18 protein-coding genes are annotated in these 21,978 nt (G+C 63.2%); 9 read left to right on the forward strand and 9 right to left on the reverse strand.

All coding sequences use genetic code 11. The features are described 5' to 3' along the window. On the forward strand, positions 1-920 hold a 920-nt coding region (locus tag NKH23_RS24740), incomplete at its 5' end, for a lipid-A-disaccharide synthase (RefSeq protein WP_353035522.1). A gap of 117 nt (positions 921-1,037) precedes the next feature. Here NKH23_RS24740 and gltA read toward each other — a convergent pair. Continuing rightward, a complete protein-coding gene (gene gltA, locus NKH23_RS24745; RefSeq protein ID WP_292653520.1) occupies positions 1,038-2,366 on the reverse strand; it encodes a citrate synthase in 1,329 nt (442 codons plus the stop codon). Positions 2,367-2,545: 179 nt separating this feature from the next. Then, on the reverse strand, positions 2,546-3,967 hold the full coding sequence (gene gltX, locus NKH23_RS24750; protein ID WP_352977171.1) for a glutamate--tRNA ligase: 1,422 nt from the start codon (positions 3,965-3,967) through the stop codon (positions 2,546-2,548). A 96-nt stretch (positions 3,968-4,063) separates the two neighbouring features. Here gltX and NKH23_RS24755 point away from each other — a divergent pair, with 96 nt between their 5' ends. After that, complete coding sequence (locus tag NKH23_RS24755) at positions 4,064-6,526, forward strand: ComEC/Rec2 family competence protein (protein ID WP_352977172.1); 2,463 nt, start codon at positions 4,064-4,066, stop codon at positions 6,524-6,526. Here the strand turns inward: NKH23_RS24755 and lexA are convergent. After that, positions 6,520-7,254 carry a transcriptional repressor LexA gene (gene lexA / locus NKH23_RS24760; RefSeq protein WP_023674949.1) on the reverse strand — a complete coding sequence of 245 codons (735 nt, stop codon included), beginning with the start codon at positions 7,252-7,254 and terminating at the stop codon, positions 6,520-6,522. The two genes, NKH23_RS24755 and lexA, sit on opposite strands and share 7 nt — an antisense overlap. Before the next feature lie 449 nt (positions 7,255-7,703). Between lexA and kynU the strand changes: the two genes are divergently transcribed. Beyond that, the gene (gene kynU, locus NKH23_RS24765; RefSeq protein ID WP_353025387.1) at positions 7,704-8,951 is read left to right on the forward strand and encodes a kynureninase; all 1,248 of its coding nucleotides are present in this window, start codon (positions 7,704-7,706) and stop codon (positions 8,949-8,951) included. A gap of 97 nt (positions 8,952-9,048) precedes the next feature. Continuing rightward, on the forward strand, positions 9,049-9,879 hold the full coding sequence (locus NKH23_RS24770; protein WP_352977174.1) for a hormone-sensitive lipase: 831 nt from the start codon (positions 9,049-9,051) through the stop codon (positions 9,877-9,879). 7 nt (positions 9,880-9,886) lie between these two features. Here NKH23_RS24770 and NKH23_RS24775 read toward each other — a convergent pair whose 3' ends face one another. Genes NKH23_RS24775 through NKH23_RS24795 form a run of 5 tightly spaced genes read right to left on the reverse strand, consistent with a single transcriptional unit; the run spans position 9,887 to position 15,317 of the window. After that, the gene (locus NKH23_RS24775; RefSeq protein WP_352977175.1) at positions 9,887-11,092 is read right to left on the reverse strand and encodes a molybdopterin molybdotransferase MoeA; all 1,206 of its coding nucleotides are present in this window, start codon (positions 11,090-11,092) and stop codon (positions 9,887-9,889) included. Next, a complete protein-coding gene (moaC, locus tag NKH23_RS24780; RefSeq protein ID WP_352721474.1) occupies positions 11,092-11,598 on the reverse strand; it encodes a cyclic pyranopterin monophosphate synthase MoaC in 507 nt (168 codons plus the stop codon). The genes NKH23_RS24775 and moaC overlap by 1 nt, the downstream gene beginning before the upstream one ends. A gap of 2 nt (positions 11,599-11,600) precedes the next feature. Further along, positions 11,601-12,413 (reverse strand): indole-3-glycerol phosphate synthase TrpC, encoded by an 813-nt coding sequence (gene trpC, locus NKH23_RS24785; protein ID WP_352721472.1) that lies wholly within the window; start codon positions 12,411-12,413, stop codon positions 11,601-11,603. Positions 12,414-12,417: 4 nt separating this feature from the next. After that, positions 12,418-13,428: an anthranilate phosphoribosyltransferase gene (gene trpD, locus NKH23_RS24790; protein WP_352466259.1), complete on the reverse strand. Its 1,011-nt coding sequence runs from the start codon at positions 13,426-13,428 to the stop codon at positions 12,418-12,420. Continuing rightward, a complete protein-coding gene (locus tag NKH23_RS24795) occupies positions 13,425-15,317 on the reverse strand; it encodes a SurA N-terminal domain-containing protein (RefSeq protein ID WP_352977176.1) in 1,893 nt (630 codons plus the stop codon). The genes trpD and NKH23_RS24795 overlap by 4 nt, the downstream gene beginning before the upstream one ends. A gap of 141 nt (positions 15,318-15,458) precedes the next feature. On the opposite strand from NKH23_RS24795, the gene tpiA reads away from it, so the two are divergent. The 5 genes from tpiA to NKH23_RS24820 all read left to right on the forward strand — a co-directional run bounded on the left by tpiA (position 15,459) and on the right by NKH23_RS24820 (position 20,484). Further along, positions 15,459-16,226, forward strand: a complete 768-nt coding sequence (gene tpiA / locus NKH23_RS24800) for a triose-phosphate isomerase (protein WP_352977177.1) — start codon at positions 15,459-15,461, stop codon at positions 16,224-16,226. A 163-nt stretch (positions 16,227-16,389) separates the two neighbouring features. Then, positions 16,390-16,836, forward strand: coding sequence for a preprotein translocase subunit SecG (gene secG / locus NKH23_RS24805; RefSeq protein WP_352466256.1), 447 nt, complete (start codon positions 16,390-16,392; stop codon positions 16,834-16,836). 199 nt (positions 16,837-17,035) lie between these two features. Next, positions 17,036-18,157, forward strand: coding sequence for a L,D-transpeptidase (locus tag NKH23_RS24810; RefSeq protein ID WP_352977178.1), 1,122 nt, complete (start codon positions 17,036-17,038; stop codon positions 18,155-18,157). A gap of 147 nt (positions 18,158-18,304) precedes the next feature. Continuing rightward, complete coding sequence (gene pyrG, locus NKH23_RS24815) at positions 18,305-19,933, forward strand: CTP synthase (protein WP_352448839.1); 1,629 nt, start codon at positions 18,305-18,307, stop codon at positions 19,931-19,933. An 11-nt stretch (positions 19,934-19,944) separates the two neighbouring features. Then, entirely contained in the window at positions 19,945-20,484 is a 540-nt protein-coding gene (locus tag NKH23_RS24820; protein WP_352977179.1) for a DUF1697 domain-containing protein, read from the forward strand. Positions 20,485-20,514: 30 nt separating this feature from the next. Here NKH23_RS24820 and NKH23_RS24825 read toward each other — a convergent pair whose 3' ends face one another. Next, positions 20,515-21,972: an NCS1 family nucleobase:cation symporter-1 gene (locus NKH23_RS24825; protein ID WP_352977180.1), complete on the reverse strand. Its 1,458-nt coding sequence runs from the start codon at positions 21,970-21,972 to the stop codon at positions 20,515-20,517. Positions 21,973-21,978: the final 6 nt, after the last annotated feature.

Consider the following 21,978-nt stretch of genomic DNA (forward strand, 5'->3'; position numbering starts at 1 on the left):
CGGCAAACGCGATTGCCGGTGAAAAGCCCGATTGCCTTATCACCATCGACAGTCCGGATTTCTCGCTGCGCGTCGCCAAGAAGGTGCGTGCTGCCGACCCGACGATCCCGATCGTCCATTATGTCTGCCCGAGCGTTTGGGCTTGGCGGCCGGGCAGGGCGCCGGCGATGAGGCCATATGTAGATCACATCCTTTGCATCCTGCCGTTCGAGGTGAAGGAACTCGCCCGCCTGGGCGGGCCGCCCGGCACTTATGTCGGGCATCGCCTTGCACACGATCCGGGCATAATCAGTGCCGCCAGGGCGCAGGCGCAGCCGCGTGACCTGTCCGCAGATCACGTCAAAACGTTGCTTGTATTGCCCGGTTCGCGTCGTGGTGAGGTGCGGCGCCTGGTTGGGCCGTTCGGCGAAACGGTGTCGATCCTGCGGGCGCGCGGGCACCGCTTGCGCCTGCTGTTGCCGACGGTGCCGCACGTCGCCGACCTGGTCAGGTCCTCGGTCGCGAGCTGGGACGAGAAGCCGGAGATCATCCTTGATGCCGAACGCAAATGGCAGGCCTTCGGCAAGGCCGATGCGGCGCTGATCGCGTCGGGGACGGTATCGCTGGAACTGGCACTGGCGGGTGTGCCGATGATCTCCTGCTACCGGCTCGATCCGGTCATGCGCATGGTGCAGCCGCTGATCAAAGTATGGAGCGCAGCCTTGCCCAATCTCATCGCCGACCGGCCGGTTGTGCCGGAACACTACAATCAATATGTGCGGCCGCATTATCTGGCGCGGCAACTGGAGGCGCTGTTCTTCGACACCGCCTACCGCGCCTGGCAGCAGGACGGTTTTGCCGACATTGCCGGGCGTATGGCAACCGACAAGCCGTCAGGCGAGATGGCGGCGGGGGTGGTGATGGGGATGGTGAGGAAGTGAGTGAATAGTGAATAGTGAATAGTGAATAGTAGTTCTATAGACAGGGAGCGACGCTTTGCTACTCCCATTCACCATTCACCATTCACCATTCACCATTCACCATTCACCATTCACCATTCACCGCTTCGCGATCGGCACATAATCCCGTTCCGGCGCGCCGGTATAAAGCTGGCGCGGGCGACCGATCTTCTGGTGCGGGTCCTCGATCATCTCCTTCCACTGCGCGATCCAGCCGACGGTGCGGGCGACCGCGAACAGCACGGTGAACATGGTGGTGGGGAAGCCCAGCGCCTTCAGCGTGATGCCGGAATAGAAATCGACGTTGGGATAGAGCTTCTTCTCGATGAAATAGGAATCGGTCAGCGCAATCTTTTCCAGCTCCATGGCGATGTCGAGCAGCGGATCGTCCTTGATGCCGAGCTCGCCCAGGACTTCGTGCGCGGTCTTTTGCATGATCTTGGCGCGCGGATCGTAGTTCTTGTAAACGCGGTGGCCAAAGCCCATCAATCGGAACGGATCGTTCTTATCCTTGGCGCGCGCAATGAATTCCGGGATGTGATCGACATGGCCGATCTCGCCCAGCATGTTCAGGGCTGCCTCGTTGGCGCCGCCATGTGCGGGACCCCACAGGCAGGCGATACCGGCAGCGATACAGGCAAAGGGATTGGCGCCCGATGAGCCGGCCAGGCGGACGGTCGAAGTCGAGGCGTTCTGTTCGTGATCGGCGTGCAGGATGAAGATGCGCTCCATCGCGCGCGCCAGCACCGGATTGATCTTGTATTCCTCGCAAGGCACGGCGAAGCACATATGCAGGAAGTTGGCTGCGAAATTCAGCTCGTTCTTCGGATAAATGAACGGCTGGCCGATGTGGTATTTATAGGCCATCGCCGCGATCGTCGGCATCTTGGCGATCAGCCGCATTGAGGCGACCATGCGTTGATAAGGGTCCGAGATGTCGGTGGAATCGTGATAGAAGGCCGACAGCGCGCCGACCACGCCGCACATCACCGCCATCGGATGCGCATCACGGCGGAAGCCGGTGAAAAAGCGCGACATCTGCTCATGCACCATGGTGTGGCGCGTCACCCGGTAGTCGAAATCGTCCTTCTGCGCCTTGGTCGGTAGTTCACCATAGAGCAAGAGATAGCAGACTTCGAGGAAGTCGCCGTGCTCGGCCAATTGGTCGATCGGGTAGCCGCGGTGCAAGAGAATGCCGGCATCGCCATCGATGAAGGTGATTTCCGACTCGCAGCTCGCCGTCGACGTAAAGCCGGGATCGTAGGTAAAGACGCCGGTGGTGTTGTAGAGCGAACCGATGTCGATGACGTCAGGTCCTACCGAACCACTTCGTATCTTGAATTCATGGGTTTTGCCGCCGAGTTCCAGCTTTGCCGTCGATGCCTGGGTTTTGCCGCCAAATTCCATTTTTGTCGCAGGTTCGGTCATAGCAAACTCCTTTTTGTTTCCTCAGGCCGGCAAAGGCAAAATATCTGAACCCAACACGTCAAAAGCATCGGAACACGCACATTTGCGCCCGCAATTGAATCTGCGCGCCAGATTAGGCCAAGACCCAATGTTGCACTGCGAAACGCACCTTTCAATGCCAATCTTCTTGGGCCAGTTTGCTAATCGATTTGATCAGCGATCCGCCCCAGGCTTTCCTCGCGGCCCAGCACGGCAAGCACATCAAAGACACCTGGCGAGGTACTTTTGCCAGTGAGCGCGGCGCGCAAAGGTTGGGCCACGGAGCCGAGTTTATGGCCGCCGGCCTGCGCATAGTCGCGGATCGCGGCTTCCGCTGAGGCGGCAGACCAGTCCGAAACCGTCGCTAGTGCCGCATGAGCGCCCCGCAGGATCGCGCGCGCCTCACCGCTGAGCAGCGCCGCCGCCTTCTCGTCGACCGGAAGCGGCCGCTCGACGAACAGGAATGCAGCCCCTTCAACAAGTTCGACCAGCGTCTTGGCGCGCTCCTTCAGGCCCGGCAAAGCGGCAAGCAGTTGCGCCTTGCGTCTGTCGTCGAGGCGCGCGGCGATTGCCGGGCCGCCTTCTAGATAGGGCAGAGTGGCGATGAAGACGTCGAGCAGCGCTGCCTCGTTCATGCGGCGCATGTGCACGCCGTTGAGCGCTTCGAGCTTGGCGAAGTCGAAACGGGCGGCGCCCTTGTTGACGTCGCCAATGTCGAACCATGAGATCATGTCGGCGATCGACATGATCTCATCGTCGCCGTGGCTCCAGCCAAGCCTCGCCAGATAGTTGAGCAGCGCCTCCGGCAGGTAGCCCATGGCGCGATAGGCCTCGACGCCAAGCGCACCGTGCCGCTTCGACAGCTTGGCGCCGTCGGCACCGTGGATCAACGGGACATGCGACATCGACGGCACCTCCCAGCCCATGGCCTGGTAGATTACGGTCTGGCGTGCGGCGTTGGTCAAATGATCGTCGCCGCGGATGATGTGGGTGATGCCCATGTCGTGATCGTCGACGACGACGGCATGCATGTAGGTTGGATTGCCGTCCGAGCGCAGAATAATGAAATCGTCGAGATCCTTGTTGGGAAAGCGCACGTCGCCCTGGACGCGGTCATGCACCACCGTCTCGCCGCCTGTCGGCGCCTTGATGCGGATCGCCCCCTTGGCGCCGGCCGGCGCCTCCGACGGGTCGCGGTCGCGCCAGCGTCCATCATAGCGGGGAGGCAGCCCCTTGGCCCGTGCGCTCTCGCGCATTGCTTCCAGCTCGGCAGGCGTCGCATAACAATAATAGGCCTTGCCTATGCGAACGAGCTCCTCGGCCACCTCGCGATGGCGCGGCGCACGCTCGAACTGCGACACCGGCTCGCCGTCCCATGTCAGGCCAAGCCAGGAAAGCCCGTCGAGAATGGCCGCGGTTGCCGCATCGGTGGAGCGCTCGCGGTCGGTGTCCTCGATGCGCAGCAGCATCGTGCCGCCTGTGTGCTTGGCATACAGCCAGTTGAACAGCGCCGTGCGCGCGCCGCCAATGTGCAGATAGCCGGTGGGCGAGGGGGCAAAACGGGTGACGACCTTATCGGGCATGGTACTCTCAGGCGGGCGAAGGAAGTGGGTTTGCGGACTTTCGCGCATTGCGCGTTCATGTAGCATAGGAGGTCGAGGGCGCAAGGGGCAGACCCGATGGCTGTGCGAGGCCGTGGTGCGGGCGAGGGCGAGGACGCTGGTAGCGGCGTCAGCGAACGCTTGCTGTTTGCCGCTCCCCTGCCTGTCCTGCCGACACCGGCATTGCTGCCCGCTCCGCGCTTCGATGCTCCGTCGCTGCCGGCCAGCGACCCTGCAACGGTTCCCGTGCCCGCGGTCGAGTCCATCGTGCGCCTACGCCGGCGTTTCCGCCTTCCGTCACCGTCCCGTATCCGCAACAGCGTAACCTCGGCGGCCGGCCTGGAACTCGACCGCGGCGTCGCCTTCCTGCTGGTGCCGGTGTTCCTCGCATGCGGGGTGGTCGTGTATTTCGCGATGGCGGCCGAGCTGGCCTTCCCACAGCCGATAGCTATCGTCGCCTTGGCAGCCCTTTGTGCGGTCGTCTCGCGGTCATGGCCCAGGACGCGCCTGTGCTTCATGGTGGCGTTGCTCTGCGCGCTTGGCGTGCTTGCCGCCAAGTTCGAGACCTGGCGTGTCGGGACGCATATGCTCGGTTCCGAAATCTCGACGCGGCTGACCGGTCGCGTCGTATCGTACGAGCCCATGGCGAGCGGCCGCATCAGGCTGACGATCGATGTGATCTCAACCGCCAGGCCGACACTGCGCTACATGCCGGAACGGGTCCGCGTTTCGGCGATGAAGATACCGGCTGAGCTGACCGCCGGTTCCGAGATCGCCGGCTATGTGCGGCTGCTGCCGCCGACCGGGCCGGTGCGGCCCGACAGCTATGATTTCTCCTTCGACAGCTATTTCGCCGGTATCGGCGGCAGCGGCTTTTTTCTCGGCAATCCGAAAGTCGTGTCGTCGGGCAGCATGCCGCTTGCCGCGCGGCTTTCTTCCGCGATCGAAGACGCGCGCGAATCCATCGCCGACCATATCCGCAGCCGCATCGGCGGCGCCGAGGGCGAGATTGCTGCTGCGCTAATCGTCGGCGTGCGCGCCGGCATTCCCGAGGAGATCAACGAAGCGATGCGGCGCACAGGCATCTACCACATCATCTCCATCTCGGGGCTGCATATGGCGTTGGTCGCCGGCACCATCATGGCGCTGCTACGCGGCGCCTTTGCGCTGTTTCCCGATTTCTCATCGCGACGGCCGGTCAAGAAATATGCCGCGGCCGCCGCGCTTTTTTCGATTGCGGCCTACCTCGTCTTTTCCGGCATTGTGGTAGCGGCCGAACGCAGCTTCATCATGCTGGCGGTGATGCTTATCGCCGTGCTGTTCGACCGGACCGCGCTCACCATGCGCAACCTGGCGATCGCCATCGCCGTCATTCTGGTGTCGCCGCACGAGGTGGTCGGTCCGAGCTTCCAGATGTCCTTCGCCGCGACGGCGGCCCTTGTCGGCGCCTATGCAGGCTGGTCTGATTACCGCGCCGGCAGGGCCACCACGCCGCCGCCCCGGCGGTCGCCGCTACGCTTTGCCACTCGAAAGGTCCTGCTGGGCATGGGCGGCCTGGCGATGACCTCGATCATTGCAGGGAGCGCCACGGCGCTTTTCGCCATATGGCATTTCCAGCGCGTGGCGCCGCTCAGCCTGTTCGCCAATCTGGCCATCATGCCTATCGTCTCACTGGTCGTCATGCCCTTCGCCGTCCTCAGTGCGCTGGCGATGCCGTTCGGCGCGGATGGGCCTTTCCTCTACGTGATGGGCAAGGGGCTGACGGCGATGATCGCCCTGTCCGGGTGGATCTCCGAGCGCTCGCCGATCGATGCGGTCGGGCTGATTTCGCTGAGATCTGTCCTTTTGGTGACGATCGCCCTCGTCATTGCCAGCATGGCGACGACCTGGTTGCGGCTCGCGGCACTTCCTTTCGCGCTCGCCGGCTTGCTAACGACAACGCAGACGCGCGTACCCGATGTATTGATCTCGGAGGACGCACGGCTGGTCGCGCTGCCGATCGGCAGCGGTGAACTCGCGGTCAACCGGGCACGCCCGAATGAGTTCACCATCGACAACTGGAAACGCGCGCTCACATCAGAGGCTATCGTCGCGCCGGAAACACCTGGAAAGAACGATCCGCAATTCGACATTGCCGATCCGGCCGACCTACCGCCGGGCATGCCGTTCATTTGCACGGACGGCCTCTGCCTTGCCAGGCATCCATCCGGCGCGATCATCGCGCAAGCCAAGGACCGCGATACTGCACGGCCAGCCTGCGCCTTTGCCAGCTTGATCGTCATCGACGACGCCACCGCCCATAATCCCTGCTACTACGACCGGCTGGTCCTCGTCGTCACCAAACGGCAACTGGCGCGCGCGGGAAGTGCGGCCGTCTATTTCGATCCACAAGCGGCAACACGCGCCGAAATCCGCTTTGCCGTCGAAAAATCATACCGGCCCTGGCACGTGCAACGGAAATTTTCACGCGCGGCGCGGGGCCTGCCGCCATACCGCAGGGCCGACAAACCCAAAGCCGGCGCCAAGGGCGGAGCTCAGTAGCGGCGGATCAGTCCGACGAGCTTGCCTTGCACCTTGACCCTGTCTGGTCCGAAGATGCGCGTCTCGTAGGCCGGATTGGCGGCTTCCAGGGCGATCGAGGCGCCCTTGCGACGGAACCGCTTCAGCGTCGCTTCCTCCTCGTCGACCAGTGCCACCACTATCTCACCGGGGCTCGCCGTATCGGCATTGCGGATGATCACCGTGTCGCCGTCGAAAATGCCAGCCTCGATCATCGAATCGCCTTTGACCTCGAGCGCATAATGCTCGCCGCCCATGATCATATCCGGCGGCACCGAAATCGAATGCGTCTGGTGCTGGATGGCGTCGATCGGCACACCGGCGGCGATGCGGCCCATCACCGGGATCGAAACGGCGGCGACGACATCGTCGTCATTGCCGGCTGCAGGGACGCGCGACGATGTCGGCTTGCCCTGCCGAGGGGCACCTTGCCCAAGACTGCCCTGGATGACACTCGGCGAGAACTTGCGTGCCGCATTGAGGCCGGGGGCGATCGAGTCAGGCAGGCGCAGCACCTCCAGCGCACGGGCCCGGTTGGGCAAACGGCGAATGAAGCCGCGCTCCTCCAGCGCCGTTATCAGCCGATGGATTCCCGATTTGGAAGCCAGGTCGAGCGCTTCCTTCATCTCGTCGAAGGAGGGCGGAATACCGCTTTCCTTCAACCTTTCGTGAATGAACATAAGCAGTTCGTGTTGTTTGCGTGTCAGCATAGCGACCCCCAACAGAATCAGAAAAACAAACCCAGAACAAACCCTATCTGTTCCAGTTGTGTTCCGCAACTGTTTAAAGTTTAATGAATGCGTTAAGGCTCGGGAAACAAACCACGCCCCTACCGGAATGCCGCATTTTCACCCGCCGCGAGCCTCATCGCCTTGATTCTGCTGTCGTTTGCGCCCTTCTGGCTTCCTAGAAGGCGCCACTGGCATCGGCCGTCGGTCGGCAAAAGGGCACGGAATTGAACCCGTATCGACTGTGCGGTTTGGTCAATGCACCGTGAACGAAACGAACTCAAAACGCCAACCTCGGGTTAACTCCTGGTTTCCACCGCCTGGTCAGGCTGCTTCTCGCTGGTGGAGCCTTGCTGCGCGCTACCCGGTAATGGAAGAACAGTCGATGCGTGTCCGGCGTTGCGTTGAATTTTTGGGGGAGCAGGCAAATCATGACAGGAATTCCCGATCTCGCGGCCATAAAGGCGATGGATGCCGCAGATCCGCTGCGCGCGATGCGCGACCGTTTTGTGTTGCCGCAAGGAGTGATCTATCTCGACGGCAATTCGCTAGGAGCTGCTTCACGTGCCGCTTTCGATGAACTGTACAAGGCCGCGACCGAGGAATGGTCGCATGATCTCATCCGCGCATGGAACACGGCCGGCTGGTTCAACATGCCGCTTGAACTTGGCGACCAGCTCGGGCGCCTGATCGGTGCCGCGACCGGCCAGACGGTGGTCTGCGACACGACGTCGGTCAACATCTACAAGCTGCTGCACGCCGCCATGGCCATGCGTCCGCAGCGGCGGGTCATCGTCGCCGAGGGCGATAGTTTTCCGACAGACCTTTACATGGCTGAAGGTGTGGTTTCGACGCGAAAAGATACGCTGCTGCGCCTCTCGGGGGTCGACGCGCCGACCATCGAAGAGCTGATCGACGAACGCACTGCCGTGGTGCTGGTCAACCACGTCAACTACAAGTCGGGCGAACTGCGCGACATGCCGGGGCTGACGCGCAGGGCCCAGGAGGCCGGGGCGATGATCGTCTGGGATCTCTGCCACACCGCCGGCGCGATGCCAGTCGAGCTCGACAAGGCAAACGCCGATTTTGCCGTTGGCTGCACCTACAAATATCTGAATGGCGGACCGGGCGCGCCTGCCTTCATCTATGCGGCTGAGCGGCATCTTGCCGACATCCAGCAGCCGCTCACCGGCTGGTGGGGCCATGCACGGCCCTTCGCCTTCGAGCCAGGCTATGCGGCCGGCACCGGCATCCGCCGGTTTCTGTGCGGCACGCAGCCGGTCCTGTCGATGCGCACGCTGAAGGGCGCGCTCGACATCTGGAACGATGTCGACATGACGGCGGTGCGCAAGAAGAGCATCGCGTTGGCCGATCTGTTCATCGAGCTTGTTGATGCAAGGTGCGGCGCTTACGGGCTAACGCTCGAAAGCACGCGCGACGGGGAAAAACGCGGCAGCCAGATTTCATTCATGCACGAGCATGGCTACCAGATCATGCGCGCGCTGATTGAACGTGGCGTGATCGGCGATTTCCGCGCGCCATCGACCATGCGCTTCGGCTTCACCCCGCTCTATGTCGGCTATGCCGATGTCTGGCAGGCAGTCGAAGTGCTTGAGGACATTCTGCGCACCGGTGCGTGGAAGGATGCGCGCTTCGCCATCAAGGCGGCTGTCACTTGAGATTGATGCGAGAGCTGGAATCGTGAGGCTGGCGACGACGCGCCGAGCGATGCTTACGGCTACGTTGCAAGGCCATATTGCCAGGGGAGGGCGCAGGGTGTTCGAACGTCACATTGCCGATTGGGACAACGCCTATACCAACGGCGCCAACATAGCCGGCAGCGATCGCTGGCCGGCGGCCTGGATCGAGCCCGCGCGGGTTTTCCGCAACGTGCTTTCGACCGAGGGCAGGGCGCGGCTCGACATGGCCTATGGCGATAACCCACGCAACCGGCTCGATCTTTTCCTGCCGGCCATCAAGCCCAAGGGACTCGTGGTGTTCGTTCATGGCGGCTATTGGATGGCATTCGACAAGAGTTTCTGGTCGCATCTTGCCACTGGCCCTGTTGATCGCGGCTATGCGGTGGCGATGCCGTCCTACACTCTCTGTCCGCAGATACGCATTGGCGGCATCGTCAAAGAAGTCGGCGCGGCGATCGGCAAGGCGGCGGCGATGGTCGCAGGGCCGCTGATGCTGACCGGACACTCGGCCGGCGGCCATCTTGTTAGCCGGATGGTTACGGCGACGACGCCGCTGGCGCCCGAAGTGGTCCGGCGCGTTCGTCATGTGCTGTCGATCTCGGGGGTGCACGATTTGCGCGCGATCATGCGCACCGGCATGAACGAGACGCTGGCGATCGATGAGGCCGAGGCGCAGGCCGAAAGTCCGGTGCTGCTGCGCCCGATGGACAAGGCCCGCCTGACCTGCTGGGCCGGCGGCGGCGAGCGCGCCGAATTCCTGCGCCAGAGCGCGTTGCTGGCCAACATCTGGATCGGCCTGGGTGCCGCGACCAGCTCGGTGGTCGAGCCTGACCGGCATCATTTCAACATCATCGACGGTTTGGCCGATCCAGACCATCCGCTGACCCGGACTTTGATCTCGGAGTGAGGCAGGTTCAGCGTAGCATCAGCACGTCGCAGGGGGAGCCTGCCGCCGCGGCAGGCGCGAACGGCGCGCGGACGATCAGCCCGTTGGCATCGGCCAGCATTTTCAGCATCGAGGAGTCCTGGATGCCGAACGGCGTCGCCACGAGCGTGTCGCCGTTGTCTGTGACAACGGCCCGCACATAGTCCTGCCTGAGATCATTGGCCGGCATGGCACCACCGAGCCGTGCCCGACCTATATCCTGCTGAAAGGCGCGGCCGCCGAGCCGCGCCAGCAGCGGCTTCAGGAAGAGCTGGGTGCAGACCAGACTCGCCACCGGATTGCCGGGCAGGCCGATGCAGCGAATGTCGCCCAGCCGCCCGAACATCAGCGGCTTGCCCGGCCGCATGGCGATCTTCCAGAAATCGAGCGTCATGCCTTGCCCGGTCAGCACGTCATGGACGAAGTCGTGGTCACCGACCGAGGCACCGCCCAGCGTGACGATGACATTCGCGCCAGCCTTCACGGCCTTTTCAACCAGCGCAGCGATCGCCTCCCTGCGGTCCGGCGCGATGCCAAGGTCGAGCGCGCGCGCACCGACCGACTGTGCGGCAGCGGCGACACCATAGGCGTTGGAGGAGATGATCTGGTCGGGGCCAAGATCGCTGCCCGGCGGCAGCAATTCGTCGCCGGTGGCGATGATGGCGACCAGCGGCCGTTTGACCACGCGGACCTCGGGGTGGTTGGCCGACGCCGCCAGCGACAAGGCCGCCGGATCGAGCAGGCGGCCGTTGGGCAGTAGGACATCGCCCTTGGCGAAATCGAGCCCGAGGCGGCGGATGTTTCGCCCCTGCACCGTCGGCTCCGTCACTTCGACGCTGCCGCCGCCGAGATCGCGGACGTTCTCCTGGATGACGACGGTGTCGGCGCCTTCGGGAAGCGGCGCGCCGGTAAAGATGCGCACGGCCTGCCGCTGCTGCACCGATCCGGTAAAGCCGCGTCCGGCCGGCGCCACGCCGACCACCGAAAGCCTTGCTGGTACGGACGCGATATCGGCCGCCCGCACGGCATAGCCGTCCATGGCGGAGGCGTTGAACGGCGGCTGGGTGCGGAGCGCCACAACCGGCTCCGCCAGCACGCGGTCGGCGGCATCCAGCAGCGCGACGCGTTCGCCCGGCAGCGCTGCTGCGCCGTCCAGCAGGCGCTCGAGCGCCTCGGCAACTGGGACCAGCGCCATTAGCGGCCTGCCTCGGTGGCCCCATCTCCGGTGATCTTGTAGTCGCCGGATTTGCCGCCGGTCTTTTCAACCAGCCTGATGCCGGAGATGACCATGGCGCGGTCGACCGCCTTGGCCATGTCGTAGATGGTCAGGCAAGCGACCGAGACGGCGCTCAGGGCCTCCATTTCAACGCCGGTCTTGCCGGTGACGCGGGTCAATGCTGTCACCTTCAGGCCGGGCAAAGCTGCGTCCGGCTCGATATCGACAGATATCCTGGTCAGCAGCAGCGGATGGCAAAGCGGGATCAGTTCATGCGTTTTCTTGGCCGCCATGATGCCGGCAATGCGCGCGGTGCCGAGCACGTCGCCCTTCTTGGCATCGCCGGCGAGGATCATGTCCAGCGTCTCGGACCGCATCGACACGAAGCCCTCGGCGACTGCCGTGCGCACCGTCTCAGCCTTGTCGCCGACATCGACCATGTTGGCTTCGCCCTGCGCGCCAAGATGGGTGAGGGCGGCCGCCATCGTCAGATCGCCTCTGCCGGCGCCTTGCCCGTCAAAAGCAGGCGCGTTGCAGCGGCCACGTCCTGCTGACGCATCAGGCTCTCACCAACCAGGAAAGTAGCGATGCCGCTCCGCTCCAGCCGGCGGCAATCGTCATGCGAAAAGATCCCGCTCTCACTGACCAGAAGGCGGCCGGCCGGCACCATCGCTACCAGCCGTTCCGAGGTCTCGAGGCTGGTTTCGAAGGTCCGGAGATTGCGGTTGTTGATGCCGATCAGCCGCGATGACAGCCGCAGCGCACGTTCCATTTCCGCCTCGTCATGCACTTCGACCAGCGCGTCCATGCCCAGCTCGAAAGCTGTCGCTTCGAGTTCTCTTGCCAGCGCGTCGTCGACGCTGGCCATGATGATCAGGATGGCATCGGCGCCCCAGGCCCTGGCCTCGTGGACCTGATAGGGGTCGAACAGGAAATCCTTGCGCAAGGCAGGCAGCTCGACGGCAGCGCGCGCAGTGGTGAGGAATTCGGGCGCCCCCTGGAAGGAGGGTGCGTCGGTCAGCACCGAAAGACAGGCGGCACCGCCTTCCGCATAGGCCCTGGCCAGCGCCGGCGGATCGAAATCGGCGCGGATCAGGCCTTTGGACGGGCTAGCCTTCTTGATTTCGGCAATCAGCGCGAACCTGCCGGATTTGCGCTTTGCCTCAAGGGCGGAAAGAAAGCCGCGCGGCGCGTCGGCATTCATCGCCCGTGCCTTGATCTCGGCAAACGGCACTTGCGCTTTGGCCGCCGCGATCTCGTCGCGCTTGTAAGCCTCGATCTTGCGCAGGATGTCGGACATAGTTTTAACCGTTCGAAATCTCGACCAGCCTGTCGAGCACTTTTAGCGCGCGGCCGCTGTCGATGGCCTGCGTTGCCGTCACCATGCCGTCGGCAAGTGTCGTCGCCTTGCCGGCCACCACCAGCCCGGCGCCGGCATTCATCAGCACCGTATCGCGAAAGGCGCCGGCGGCGCCGCCCAGCATGTCGCGCATTGCCTGGGCATTGTGGGCGGCGTCGCCGCCGCGCAACTCGTCCTTGGTGTGACGCGTCAGCCCGACTGCTTCAGGGGTCAGCGTAAAGCTGCGTATCTCGCCGCCGGCCAATTCGGCGACCTGCGTCTCGCCGGTGGTGGTGATCTCGTCATAGCCGTCGCCATGCACGACCCAGGCATGGTCAGCACCAAGCTCCTTCAACGTTTCTGCCACCGGCATGATCCATTCGGGCAGGAACACACCGACCATCTGCCGTCTGACACTGGCCGGATTGGAAAGCGGGCCCAGCAGGTTGAAGATGGTGCGGGTGCCGAGCTCGACCCGGGTCGGGCCGACATGCTTCATCGCCGGGTGATGCGCCGGTGCGAACATGAAGCCAACTCCGGCCTCGTGAATACAGCGGCCGATCGTCTCCGGAGGGATGTCGATCTTGACGCCCAATGCGATCAGCACATCGGCGGCGCCGGTCAGCGAGGACAGTCCGCGATTGCCGTGCTTGGCGACGGGCACGCCGCTGCCGGCGATGACGAAAGCGGATGCGGTCGAAATGTTGACGCTGTGCGAATTGTCGCCGCCGGTGCCGACAATGTCGATGGCGCCCTCGGGAGCTTCGACGCGCAGCATCTTGGCGCGCATGGTGGCGACGGCGCCGGCGATCTCGCTGACCGTCTCACCGCGCACGCGCAATGCCATCAGGAAGCCGCCGATCTGGCCGGGGGTGGCATCGCCGGACATGATGATGTCGAAGGCCTCGCGCGCCTCCTCGAACGAAAGAGCGCTGCCGGCGGCGACCTTGGCGATGTGGATCTTCAGCGCGCTCATCTGGCCAGGGCTTGGGTTACGGCCGTCTGATCGATGCGGACGTCATATTGCGTCTGCAACTGCGCCACCAACTGGTCGAGCAGGTCGTCGGACATGCCGGATGTGAAGGATTTCTGTGCGTCCTGGGGTACTGAGCTGGCGTCGGCCCCGGCGGGCTCGAATACCTCGGCAACCTTGAACAGGATCTGTCCGTCGCCCGTGGGCGAGGGGATCAACCCGGTTCCGCCTTCGCCGACGCCGAACATCGCGGCGGCCCCTTCCTTGCCGAAATCGACGTCGTCAGCATCGCGCTTGACGCCGCGCTTGGTCTGCTTTTCGAGCTTGAGCTCACCGGCGATCACCTCGAGCGTGGCGCCGGCCTTGAGACGCTTCTCGAGCTCTTGTGCCTTTGCGGTGAGCCGTTTGGTGGTCTCCGCCGCGGTCCAGTCGGCCACGACCTTCTGGCGGACCTCGTCCAGCGTGCGGTCGCGGGCCGGCGTGATCGCGCTCACGTCGTAGAAGACGAAGCCGTTATCGGCGGTGGTGAGACCTTCATTGTCGGTTCCGGGTTCGGATTCGAACACCGCCTTGATGAGTGCCGGCGATTCCGGCAGGTCTTTGACGATGCTTCCATCCGGCCGTTGGCCGGTGCGGTCGATGGCGTCGATGGTGACGACCTTCAGCTTCAATTTGGCAGCTGCCTGGGCGAGCGAACTGCCGGAGGCGCGCGTATCCTCGTAATTGTCGTGCACGTCCAGCAAGATGCGGCTTGCCTCGCCCAGTGCCAGATCCTTGCGGATCTGCTCGGATACTTCGGCCAGCGGCTTCACCACTTCCGGCTTGATCTCGGTGACGCGCAGCAGAACGGGGCCAAAGGCGCCTTGCACGACCGGGCTGACTTCATTGACGTTGAGCTTGAAGGCAGCATCGGCAACCGCCTTGTCGGCGATCTTGTCCTTGGCCAGCGTGCCGAGCAGCGTGTCGGCCGGCGTCTTGCCTTCGGCGGCGACGATCTTGTCGAAGGTCGCGCCGGTCCTGAGCGAATCGAGCGCCGCCTTTGCGGCATCAGGCGTCTTGAATACAAGCTGCTCGATGGTGCGCATCTCCGGCGTGGTGTAGCGCGCCTTGTTCTTGTTGTAGTCGTCGCTGACCTGTTGGTCGGTCACCGCGCTCAAATCCATGATGTCTTCCGGTTCGAGCCTGACATAGGAGAACTTACGGTATTCGGGCGCGGCGTAGGTCTTCTTGTTTTCCCCGAAATAGGCCGAAAGCACGCTGTCGGACGGCGCTTCTATCGGCTCGACAAGCGATTTCGGCAAGGTCAGGTAATCGATGGTGCGATCTTCGCCGCGATAGAGCGCGACCGCCTTGAAGAACGTATCCGGAGCCTTGAGGCCATCCGAAACCGCCTCGACGATCTGCTGGCGGACCGCGACCTGGGCGCGGTTCTTCAAATAGTCTTCCGGCCGCATGCCGATCTGCCGAAGCAGGTACTCGAAGGTTCTCCTGTCGAAGGTTCCGGCAGGCCCTTTGAACGCCGGGTCTTCACGCGTCAGTTCGGCGAGCCGGTCCTTGGACAGGCCGAGGCCGAGCTTGCGGGCCTGCTCGTCGAGGACGGCGCCCGACACGAGTTGCCCCAGCACCTGGTTGTCGATGCCGAGCGCCGTCGCCTGCTCACGGCTGATGCGCTGGCCGAATTGCTGCGACATGACGCTGAGCTGGCGATCGTAGGCGAGGCGGTATTCGTTGATCGAGACCTTGGTGCCTCCGGCCGTAATCACGGCGTCATGGCCGGCAAGACCGCCCATCAGCCGCCCCGAGATGCCCCAGATGGCGAAGCTCAACACCAACAATGACAGCAGCAGTTTCGCGACCCAGGTCCCCGCCGCACTTCTCAACATACCAAGCATGAGTACTTCCGATTTTTGCGCATTTCGCATGCGCCGAGTCTGAAACAAGCGCAATAGCGCCCTTCCTGCCCACTGTCGATTGCTTTGTGGCCTGATTTTGATAGTGAGGGCCAGCTGGAAATTGCCCGGAGAACAAATCCCATGACGCCTGGAATCCGCCCGCTCGTCGCTGGCAACTGGAAAATGAACGGCACCAGCGCCTCGCTCAACGAGCTCAGGATGATCGGCAACGGCTTCATGAGCGGGCTCGACGCAGAGACCGAAGCGGTGGTCTGCGTGCCGGCGACCTTGCTTGCGCACGCCGCCGAGATTCTGTCGCGCACGCCGGTGCGGGCCGGCGGAGAGGATTGCCACACCGAGGAAAGCGGCGCCTATACCGGCTGCATTTCGGCCGAGATGCTGAAGGATGCAGGTGCCAACCATGTCATCGTCGGCCATTCCGAATGCCGCGCCGATCGCAAGGAAGACGATGCCATTGTGCAGGCCAAGGCCTCCGCTGCATGGCGCGCCGGGCTGGTGGCCATCATCTGCATTGGTGAGACAAGAGCCGAACGCGAAGCAGGAGCCACGCTCGACGTGCTGTCGCGCCAGGTCTCTGGCTCGGTCCCGCCAAACGCCACGGCGTCCAACACTGTCATTGCCTATGAGCCAATATGGGCGATCGGCACCGGCTTGACGCCGACTGCCGCCGACGTCGCCGAGGCACATGCCCATATCCGCGAAGAACTGGTGCGGAAGCTTGGCAATACGGCGGCCAAGATGCGCATTCTCTACGGCGGCTCGGTCAAACCGTCCAACGCCGTCGAGCTGCTCGGCGTCAGGAATGTCGACGGCGCGCTGGTCGGCGGCGCCAGCCTGAAGGCGGCGGACTTCCTCGGCATCGCGGAAGCCTATCGAAACATCGCTTGATACCCAGGACAGCTTGCTGGATTTGAGCGACGGCCGGCGCCGAAATCGTTGCAAAGGACGCATTGCTCCCCATATTCCGGCCACGGGCTTGGAAATGCCGTCAAAGCATTGTATTGAGCCGCCTCCAAATCAGCGGCCGCGCAAGGCCTTGCCAGGATAAATTATGGAAACCGTACTGATCGTCGTCCACCTCATGGTCGTGCTCGCGCTTGTCGGCGTGGTGCTGCTGCAGCGCTCGGAAGGCGGCGGCCTCGGCATCGGCGGCGGATCGGGCTTCATGACTGCGCGAGGCGCCGCCAATGCGCTGACGCGGGCGACGGCGATCCTGGCCGCGGCTTTCTTCGTCACTTCGCTGACACTGTCGATTGTCGCGCGCTATGGCGAGAAGCCGATCGACATTCTCGATCGCGTGCCGGCAACCTCGGACGGCAAGGGCGTACTCAACCAATTGCCCGGAACCACGACGCCGACGCCGCCTTCGGGCACCACGGCGCCGACCCCGCCGTCCGGCAATGGTGCGGCAACGACGCCGCCGGCAACCGCTCCGGCGACGCCGCCAGCGACAAACGGCGCCACAGCGCCGGCCACGCCGCAGGTCCCCAACCAGTAATCGGGCAACTTATGCCGCGATCTGTTGTCGTTTGATCACAGTCGCGGCAAATGCCGCACGATCAAGAAGATTCGACCGCGCCTCACGCTTGAGGCGCTTCCGGCTAATCGATTATACGTTGCACGCGGCATTCTCGGCGTCCTTGGGGGGCGCCGGGCGACGCCGTGGGCAACAAGCATTGAACGATCGGATCTTCCCCATGCAGCTTCGCAGCTTCATTTTTGCCGGCCTTTGTGCCGTGCTCAGCCTAGGTGCGCCCGCTTACGCGGCCATGCCGACGGCAAATTCGGCCCATAAAGCCGCAGCAACAACCGACCTCGTCAACGTCGCTGCCAAAAGCGATGCGGCGCAATTGAAGCTTCTCAAAAAGAAGAAAGATCCGACGCCGGACGACCTTGCACAGATCCGCAAGATCGAAGCCAAGATCGCAGCCGACAAGGAAGCCGCTCGCGCCAAGGCACTCGAAGCCAGGAAGCTGGCGATGCGCGAGGCGGCGAAAGCCAAAGCCGATGCGGAACGGCAGGCATTCCTTGCCAAGAAGAGCCAGACGCTCGCGACGGCAAAGGTGGCTGACGCCACGCCGGCCAAGAAGAAGACCGTCAACATCATCGAACCGATTACGCCCATTGCGCCGATCCAGTCGGCCGAGCCAATCCCGGCCGAGGCCATGAACGTTGCGCTGACCGGCAACAATGGCGAGTTGCGCAGCGAACCGGTCGGGCAGAAGCCGCAGAGCGTCGGGCTGTTCGCGGGATTGTTCGGCGGCACATCCTCTTCGTCGATGTCGCTGCTTCCGGAGACGCGCGCGCTCGACGCCGCGCTCGAAAGGAAGCAGGCCAAGCGGCAGTTCAAGGTCAAGCCGGAATTCGTGCCGCAGGAGGTCGAATTCACCGGCTACAACCCCGGCACCATCGTCATCGATACCAGCGCCCGTCGCCTCTACCTCGTCGAATCATCGTCAACCGCCCGCCGTTATGCCATCGCGGTCGGCCGGGAAGGCCTGCAGTTCAAGGGTACGGTTGCCGTCGGCGACAAGCAGGAATGGCCGCGCTGGATTCCGACGCTGGATATGCAAAAGCGCGAACCCAAGCACTATGGCCAGTACAAGGACGGCATGCCCGGCGGCGGCGACAATCCGCTCGGTGCGCGCGCCATCTATCTTTACGACGGCAAGAAAGATACCCACCTGCGCATTCACGGCACCATCGCGCCGCAGTCGATCGGAACCAGCGCCTCCAATGGCTGCTTCCGCATGATCAACGAGCACGTCATGGACCTTTACCGCCGGGTGAAAGTAGGCACCAAAGTCGTCATCATCTGACGCTTTGACAGATCGTGCCAAAAGGGCCGGCCTCGCCGGCCCTTTTGTTTTGATACGCCAACGACCAGAGCGCCTTCTTGGGAAAAAGCCTTCGCGGCGGTTTTTTCTCTGGCGGAATCAATTCGGCCGCGTTAAGCGATGACTCCCATGGCGCGATATGTATTCATCACAGGCGGCGTGGTTTCCTCACTTGGAAAAGGCATTGCTGCAGCGGCCCTTGGGGCTCTCTTGCAGGCGCGAGGCTATCGCGCACGCATCAAAAAGCTCGATCCCTATCTCAACGTCGATCCCGGCACGATGTCGCCCTACCAGCACGGCGAAGTCTTCGTGACCGATGACGGGGCCGAGACCGATCTCGATCTTGGCCATTATGAGCGTTTCACAGGCCGCTCGGCCAACCAGCAGGACAACATCACCACCGGCCGCATCTATAAGAACATCATCGAGCGCGAGCGGCGCGGCGACTATCTCGGCGCCACCGTGCAGGTCATTCCGCACGTCACAGACGAGATCAAGAACTTCGTCCTCAACGGCAATGACGACTACGATTTCGTGCTGTGCGAGATCGGCGGCACCGTCGGCGACATCGAAGCGATGCCGTTCCTGGAGGCGATCCGCCAGCTCGGCAACGACCTGCCGCGCAACAACGCCGTCTACGTCCACCTGACCTTGATGCCTTACATTCCGACAGCGGGCGAACTGAAGACCAAGCCGACGCAGCATTCGGTCAAGGAGTTGCGCGGCATCGGCATTGCACCCGACATACTGCTGGTCCGCGCCGACCGGCCGATCCCCAAGGAAGAGCGCAGAAAGCTGTCGCTGTTCTGCAATGTCCGCGAAAGCGCCGTCATCCAGGCGCTCGACGTGCCGCATATCTACGACGTGCCGATGGCCTATCACAACGAAGGGCTCGACTCGGAAGTTCTGGCCGCCTTCGGCATCGATCCGGCGCCGAAGCCGCGCATGGAACGGTGGCAAGCGGTATCCAACCGCATCCACAATCCGGAAGGCGAAGTGACCATTGCCGTCGTCGGCAAATATACCGGCCTCAAGGACGCCTACAAATCGCTGATCGAGGCGCTGTCGCATGGCGGTCTCGCCAACCGGGTCAAGGTCAAGCTCGATTGGATCGAAAGCGAGATATTCGAGAAGGAAGACCCGGCGCCGTGGCTGGAGAAGGTCCATGGCATTCTCGTCCCCGGCGGTTTTGGCGAGCGCGGCTCGGAGGGCAAGATCCTGGCGGCGAAGTTCGCGCGCGAGCGCAAGGTGCCGTATTTCGGCATCTGCTTCGGCATGCAGATGGCCTGCATCGAGGCAGCGCGTTCGCTAGCCGGCGTCGAGCACGCATCATCGACCGAGTTCGGTCCAACCGAGGAGCCGGTCGTCGGCTTGATGACCGAATGGCTGAAGGGCAACATGCTGGAAAAGCGCAGGGAAACCGGCGACCTCGGCGGTACCATGCGGCTCGGTGCCTACCAGGCCGACCTCGCCAAGGGATCGAAGATCGCCGAGATCTATGGCGATACGCAGATTTCCGAACGCCATCGCCACCGCTACGAGGTCAATGTCGACTACAAGGAGCGGCTCGAGGATTGCGGCCTGGTGTTTGCCGGCATGTCGCCGGACGGCGTGCTACCGGAAACGGTCGAATATCCCGACCACCCCTGGTTCATCGGCGTGCAGTACCATCCCGAGTTGAAAAGCCGGCCGCTCGATCCGCACCCGCTGTTTGCCAGCTTCATCGAAGCGGCGGTAGAGCAGTCGCGGCTGGTCTAGACTAGCCGCCCATGCAAACTTACGTCGCGCTGCTCTACAGCATTGTCCTGGGCCAGGGGCGGCGGGTCGTCATGTCCGATCTCAAGGCGATGGCCGAAGGCCTGGGGCTGAACAACCCGCGCACGCTGGTAGCGAGCGGCAATCTGGTTTTTGAGGCGCAAGAAACAGGACTCGCGGCGTTGGAGCAGCGGCTGGAGGCGACGTTCGCAAAGACTTTCGGCCGCCACGTCGACATCATCGTGCGCCGCGCCGACGGCTGGCTGAGGCTGGCGGCAGGCAATCCATTCCCAGCCGAATCGGCCGAGGCCGCGGACCAGGTGGCGGTGCGCGTGATGCGGGCGCCCGTTCCCGCCGGCGCCGCTACGGCGCTTGAGGCCTATGTCGGCAAGGGCGAGAAGCTGCGGATTGTCGGCGGCGACATCTGGATCGTCTTTTCCCGCGAGATGCCGAGTTCGCGGCTGCTTGCGGCGGTGAGCCACAAACGTCTCGGCATCGGCACCTCACGCAACTGGAATACAGTGCGCCGCCTTGCCGAGATAGTCGCAGAATAAACGGGGCGGCTCGCGCCGCCCCGAGTCCGTTCAGGCCTTGGCTATCCTGGCTCCGGCACCGAGTGCCATCGTGCGCAGCACGTAATAGATGACGCCGGCAATTGCCACTCCGAAGAACCAGCCATAGACGCCCCACCATGACGGCAGCAGGCTGGTGAAGTTGGGCAGGATCGAGGAGAAGACCGCGCCGGTACCGGCGGCGATGAAGGCATTGACATGCCAGCCGCCCTGAAAGCGGAATTCGCCATTCTCCCTGTAGAGCGCCTCGACGTCGACCTCGCCCTTCCGGATCAGGTAGTAGTCGACCATCATCACGCCGAAGATCGGCCCCATCGTCGCGCCAATGATGTTGACGAAGGAGGCAGCACTGCCTTCCCAGGGCGCGAAAGGATAAAGCACAAGCGCGATCAGCGCCGCGATGTAGCCGCCCTTCTTGAAGTCGATCTGGCGTGGAAAGACATTGGAGAAGTCGAAAGCCGGCGACACGAAGTTCGCCACCACATTGATGCCGAGCGTCGCCACCGCAAACGTCAGGGCTGCGAGCGCCGCCAGGAACCAGCTGTCGAACTTCGCCGAGATCTGGTCGGGATGCAGCAGCACCTCGCCATAGACGTCGAAGGCGGCGATCGTGGTGACGCCGGCGACCAGCGAGAACAGAATGAGGTTGACCGGCAGGCCCCAGATATTGCCCTTGCGCAGCGATGCCTTGTCCGGGGCGTAGCGCGCGAAATCGCAGAAGTTGAGATAGAGCGCGGAGAAATAGGTCACCCAGATCGCCGCCACCGCAAACAGCGAGGTCCAGGAGCCCGGCGTGCCCGGCACCCCCGCGTCCTTTGTCTTTTCCAGCAGCACATCCATCGGGATGTCGCTGGTGAAGGCGAAGGTGCCTGCCTTGATGCAAAGATAGATCGCCAGGATCAGCATCATCACCCACACCGCCGGTCCGGCCCAATCCTGGAAGCGGCGCACCGTTTCCATGCCCTTCTGGATGATCAGGAGCTGCAGCGCCCAAATGACGACGAAGCAGATCACCTCGAGCCCGGAGTGGCCAAGGAAATGTGTGCTCTGGTTGAAGTCGGCGAACCATTGCGAGCGGATCAGCAGGGCTACGATCGCGCCGGAGGCCGCCGCCGTCTGCGCGCCGTACCAAAAGCAGGCGACGATGGCGCGCACCAGCGCCGGTATGTTGGCGCCCCAGATGCCGAAGGAAGCACGCGCCAGGACAGGGTAGGGCACCCCGGTCTTCACGCCGGCATAACCGACCATGTTCATCAACGCATAGATGATCAGCGAACCGATACCGATGGCGATGATGAAGTTGACGAAGCCGCCGCAAAACAGGAACAGGCTGGCCGCGAGATAGTAGCCCCACAGGCTGTGGACGTCCGACGTCCAGACGTTGAAGATCGAGAACGGTCCCCAGTTTCGAACCTTCGCCGGAGCGAGATCCTCATTGTACAGGTCCGGTGATGCGCCTTGTATGGTCATTGCAAT

Source organism: Mesorhizobium sp. M1328, assembly GCF_040318075.1.
Classification (GTDB): domain Bacteria; phylum Pseudomonadota; class Alphaproteobacteria; order Rhizobiales; family Rhizobiaceae; genus Mesorhizobium.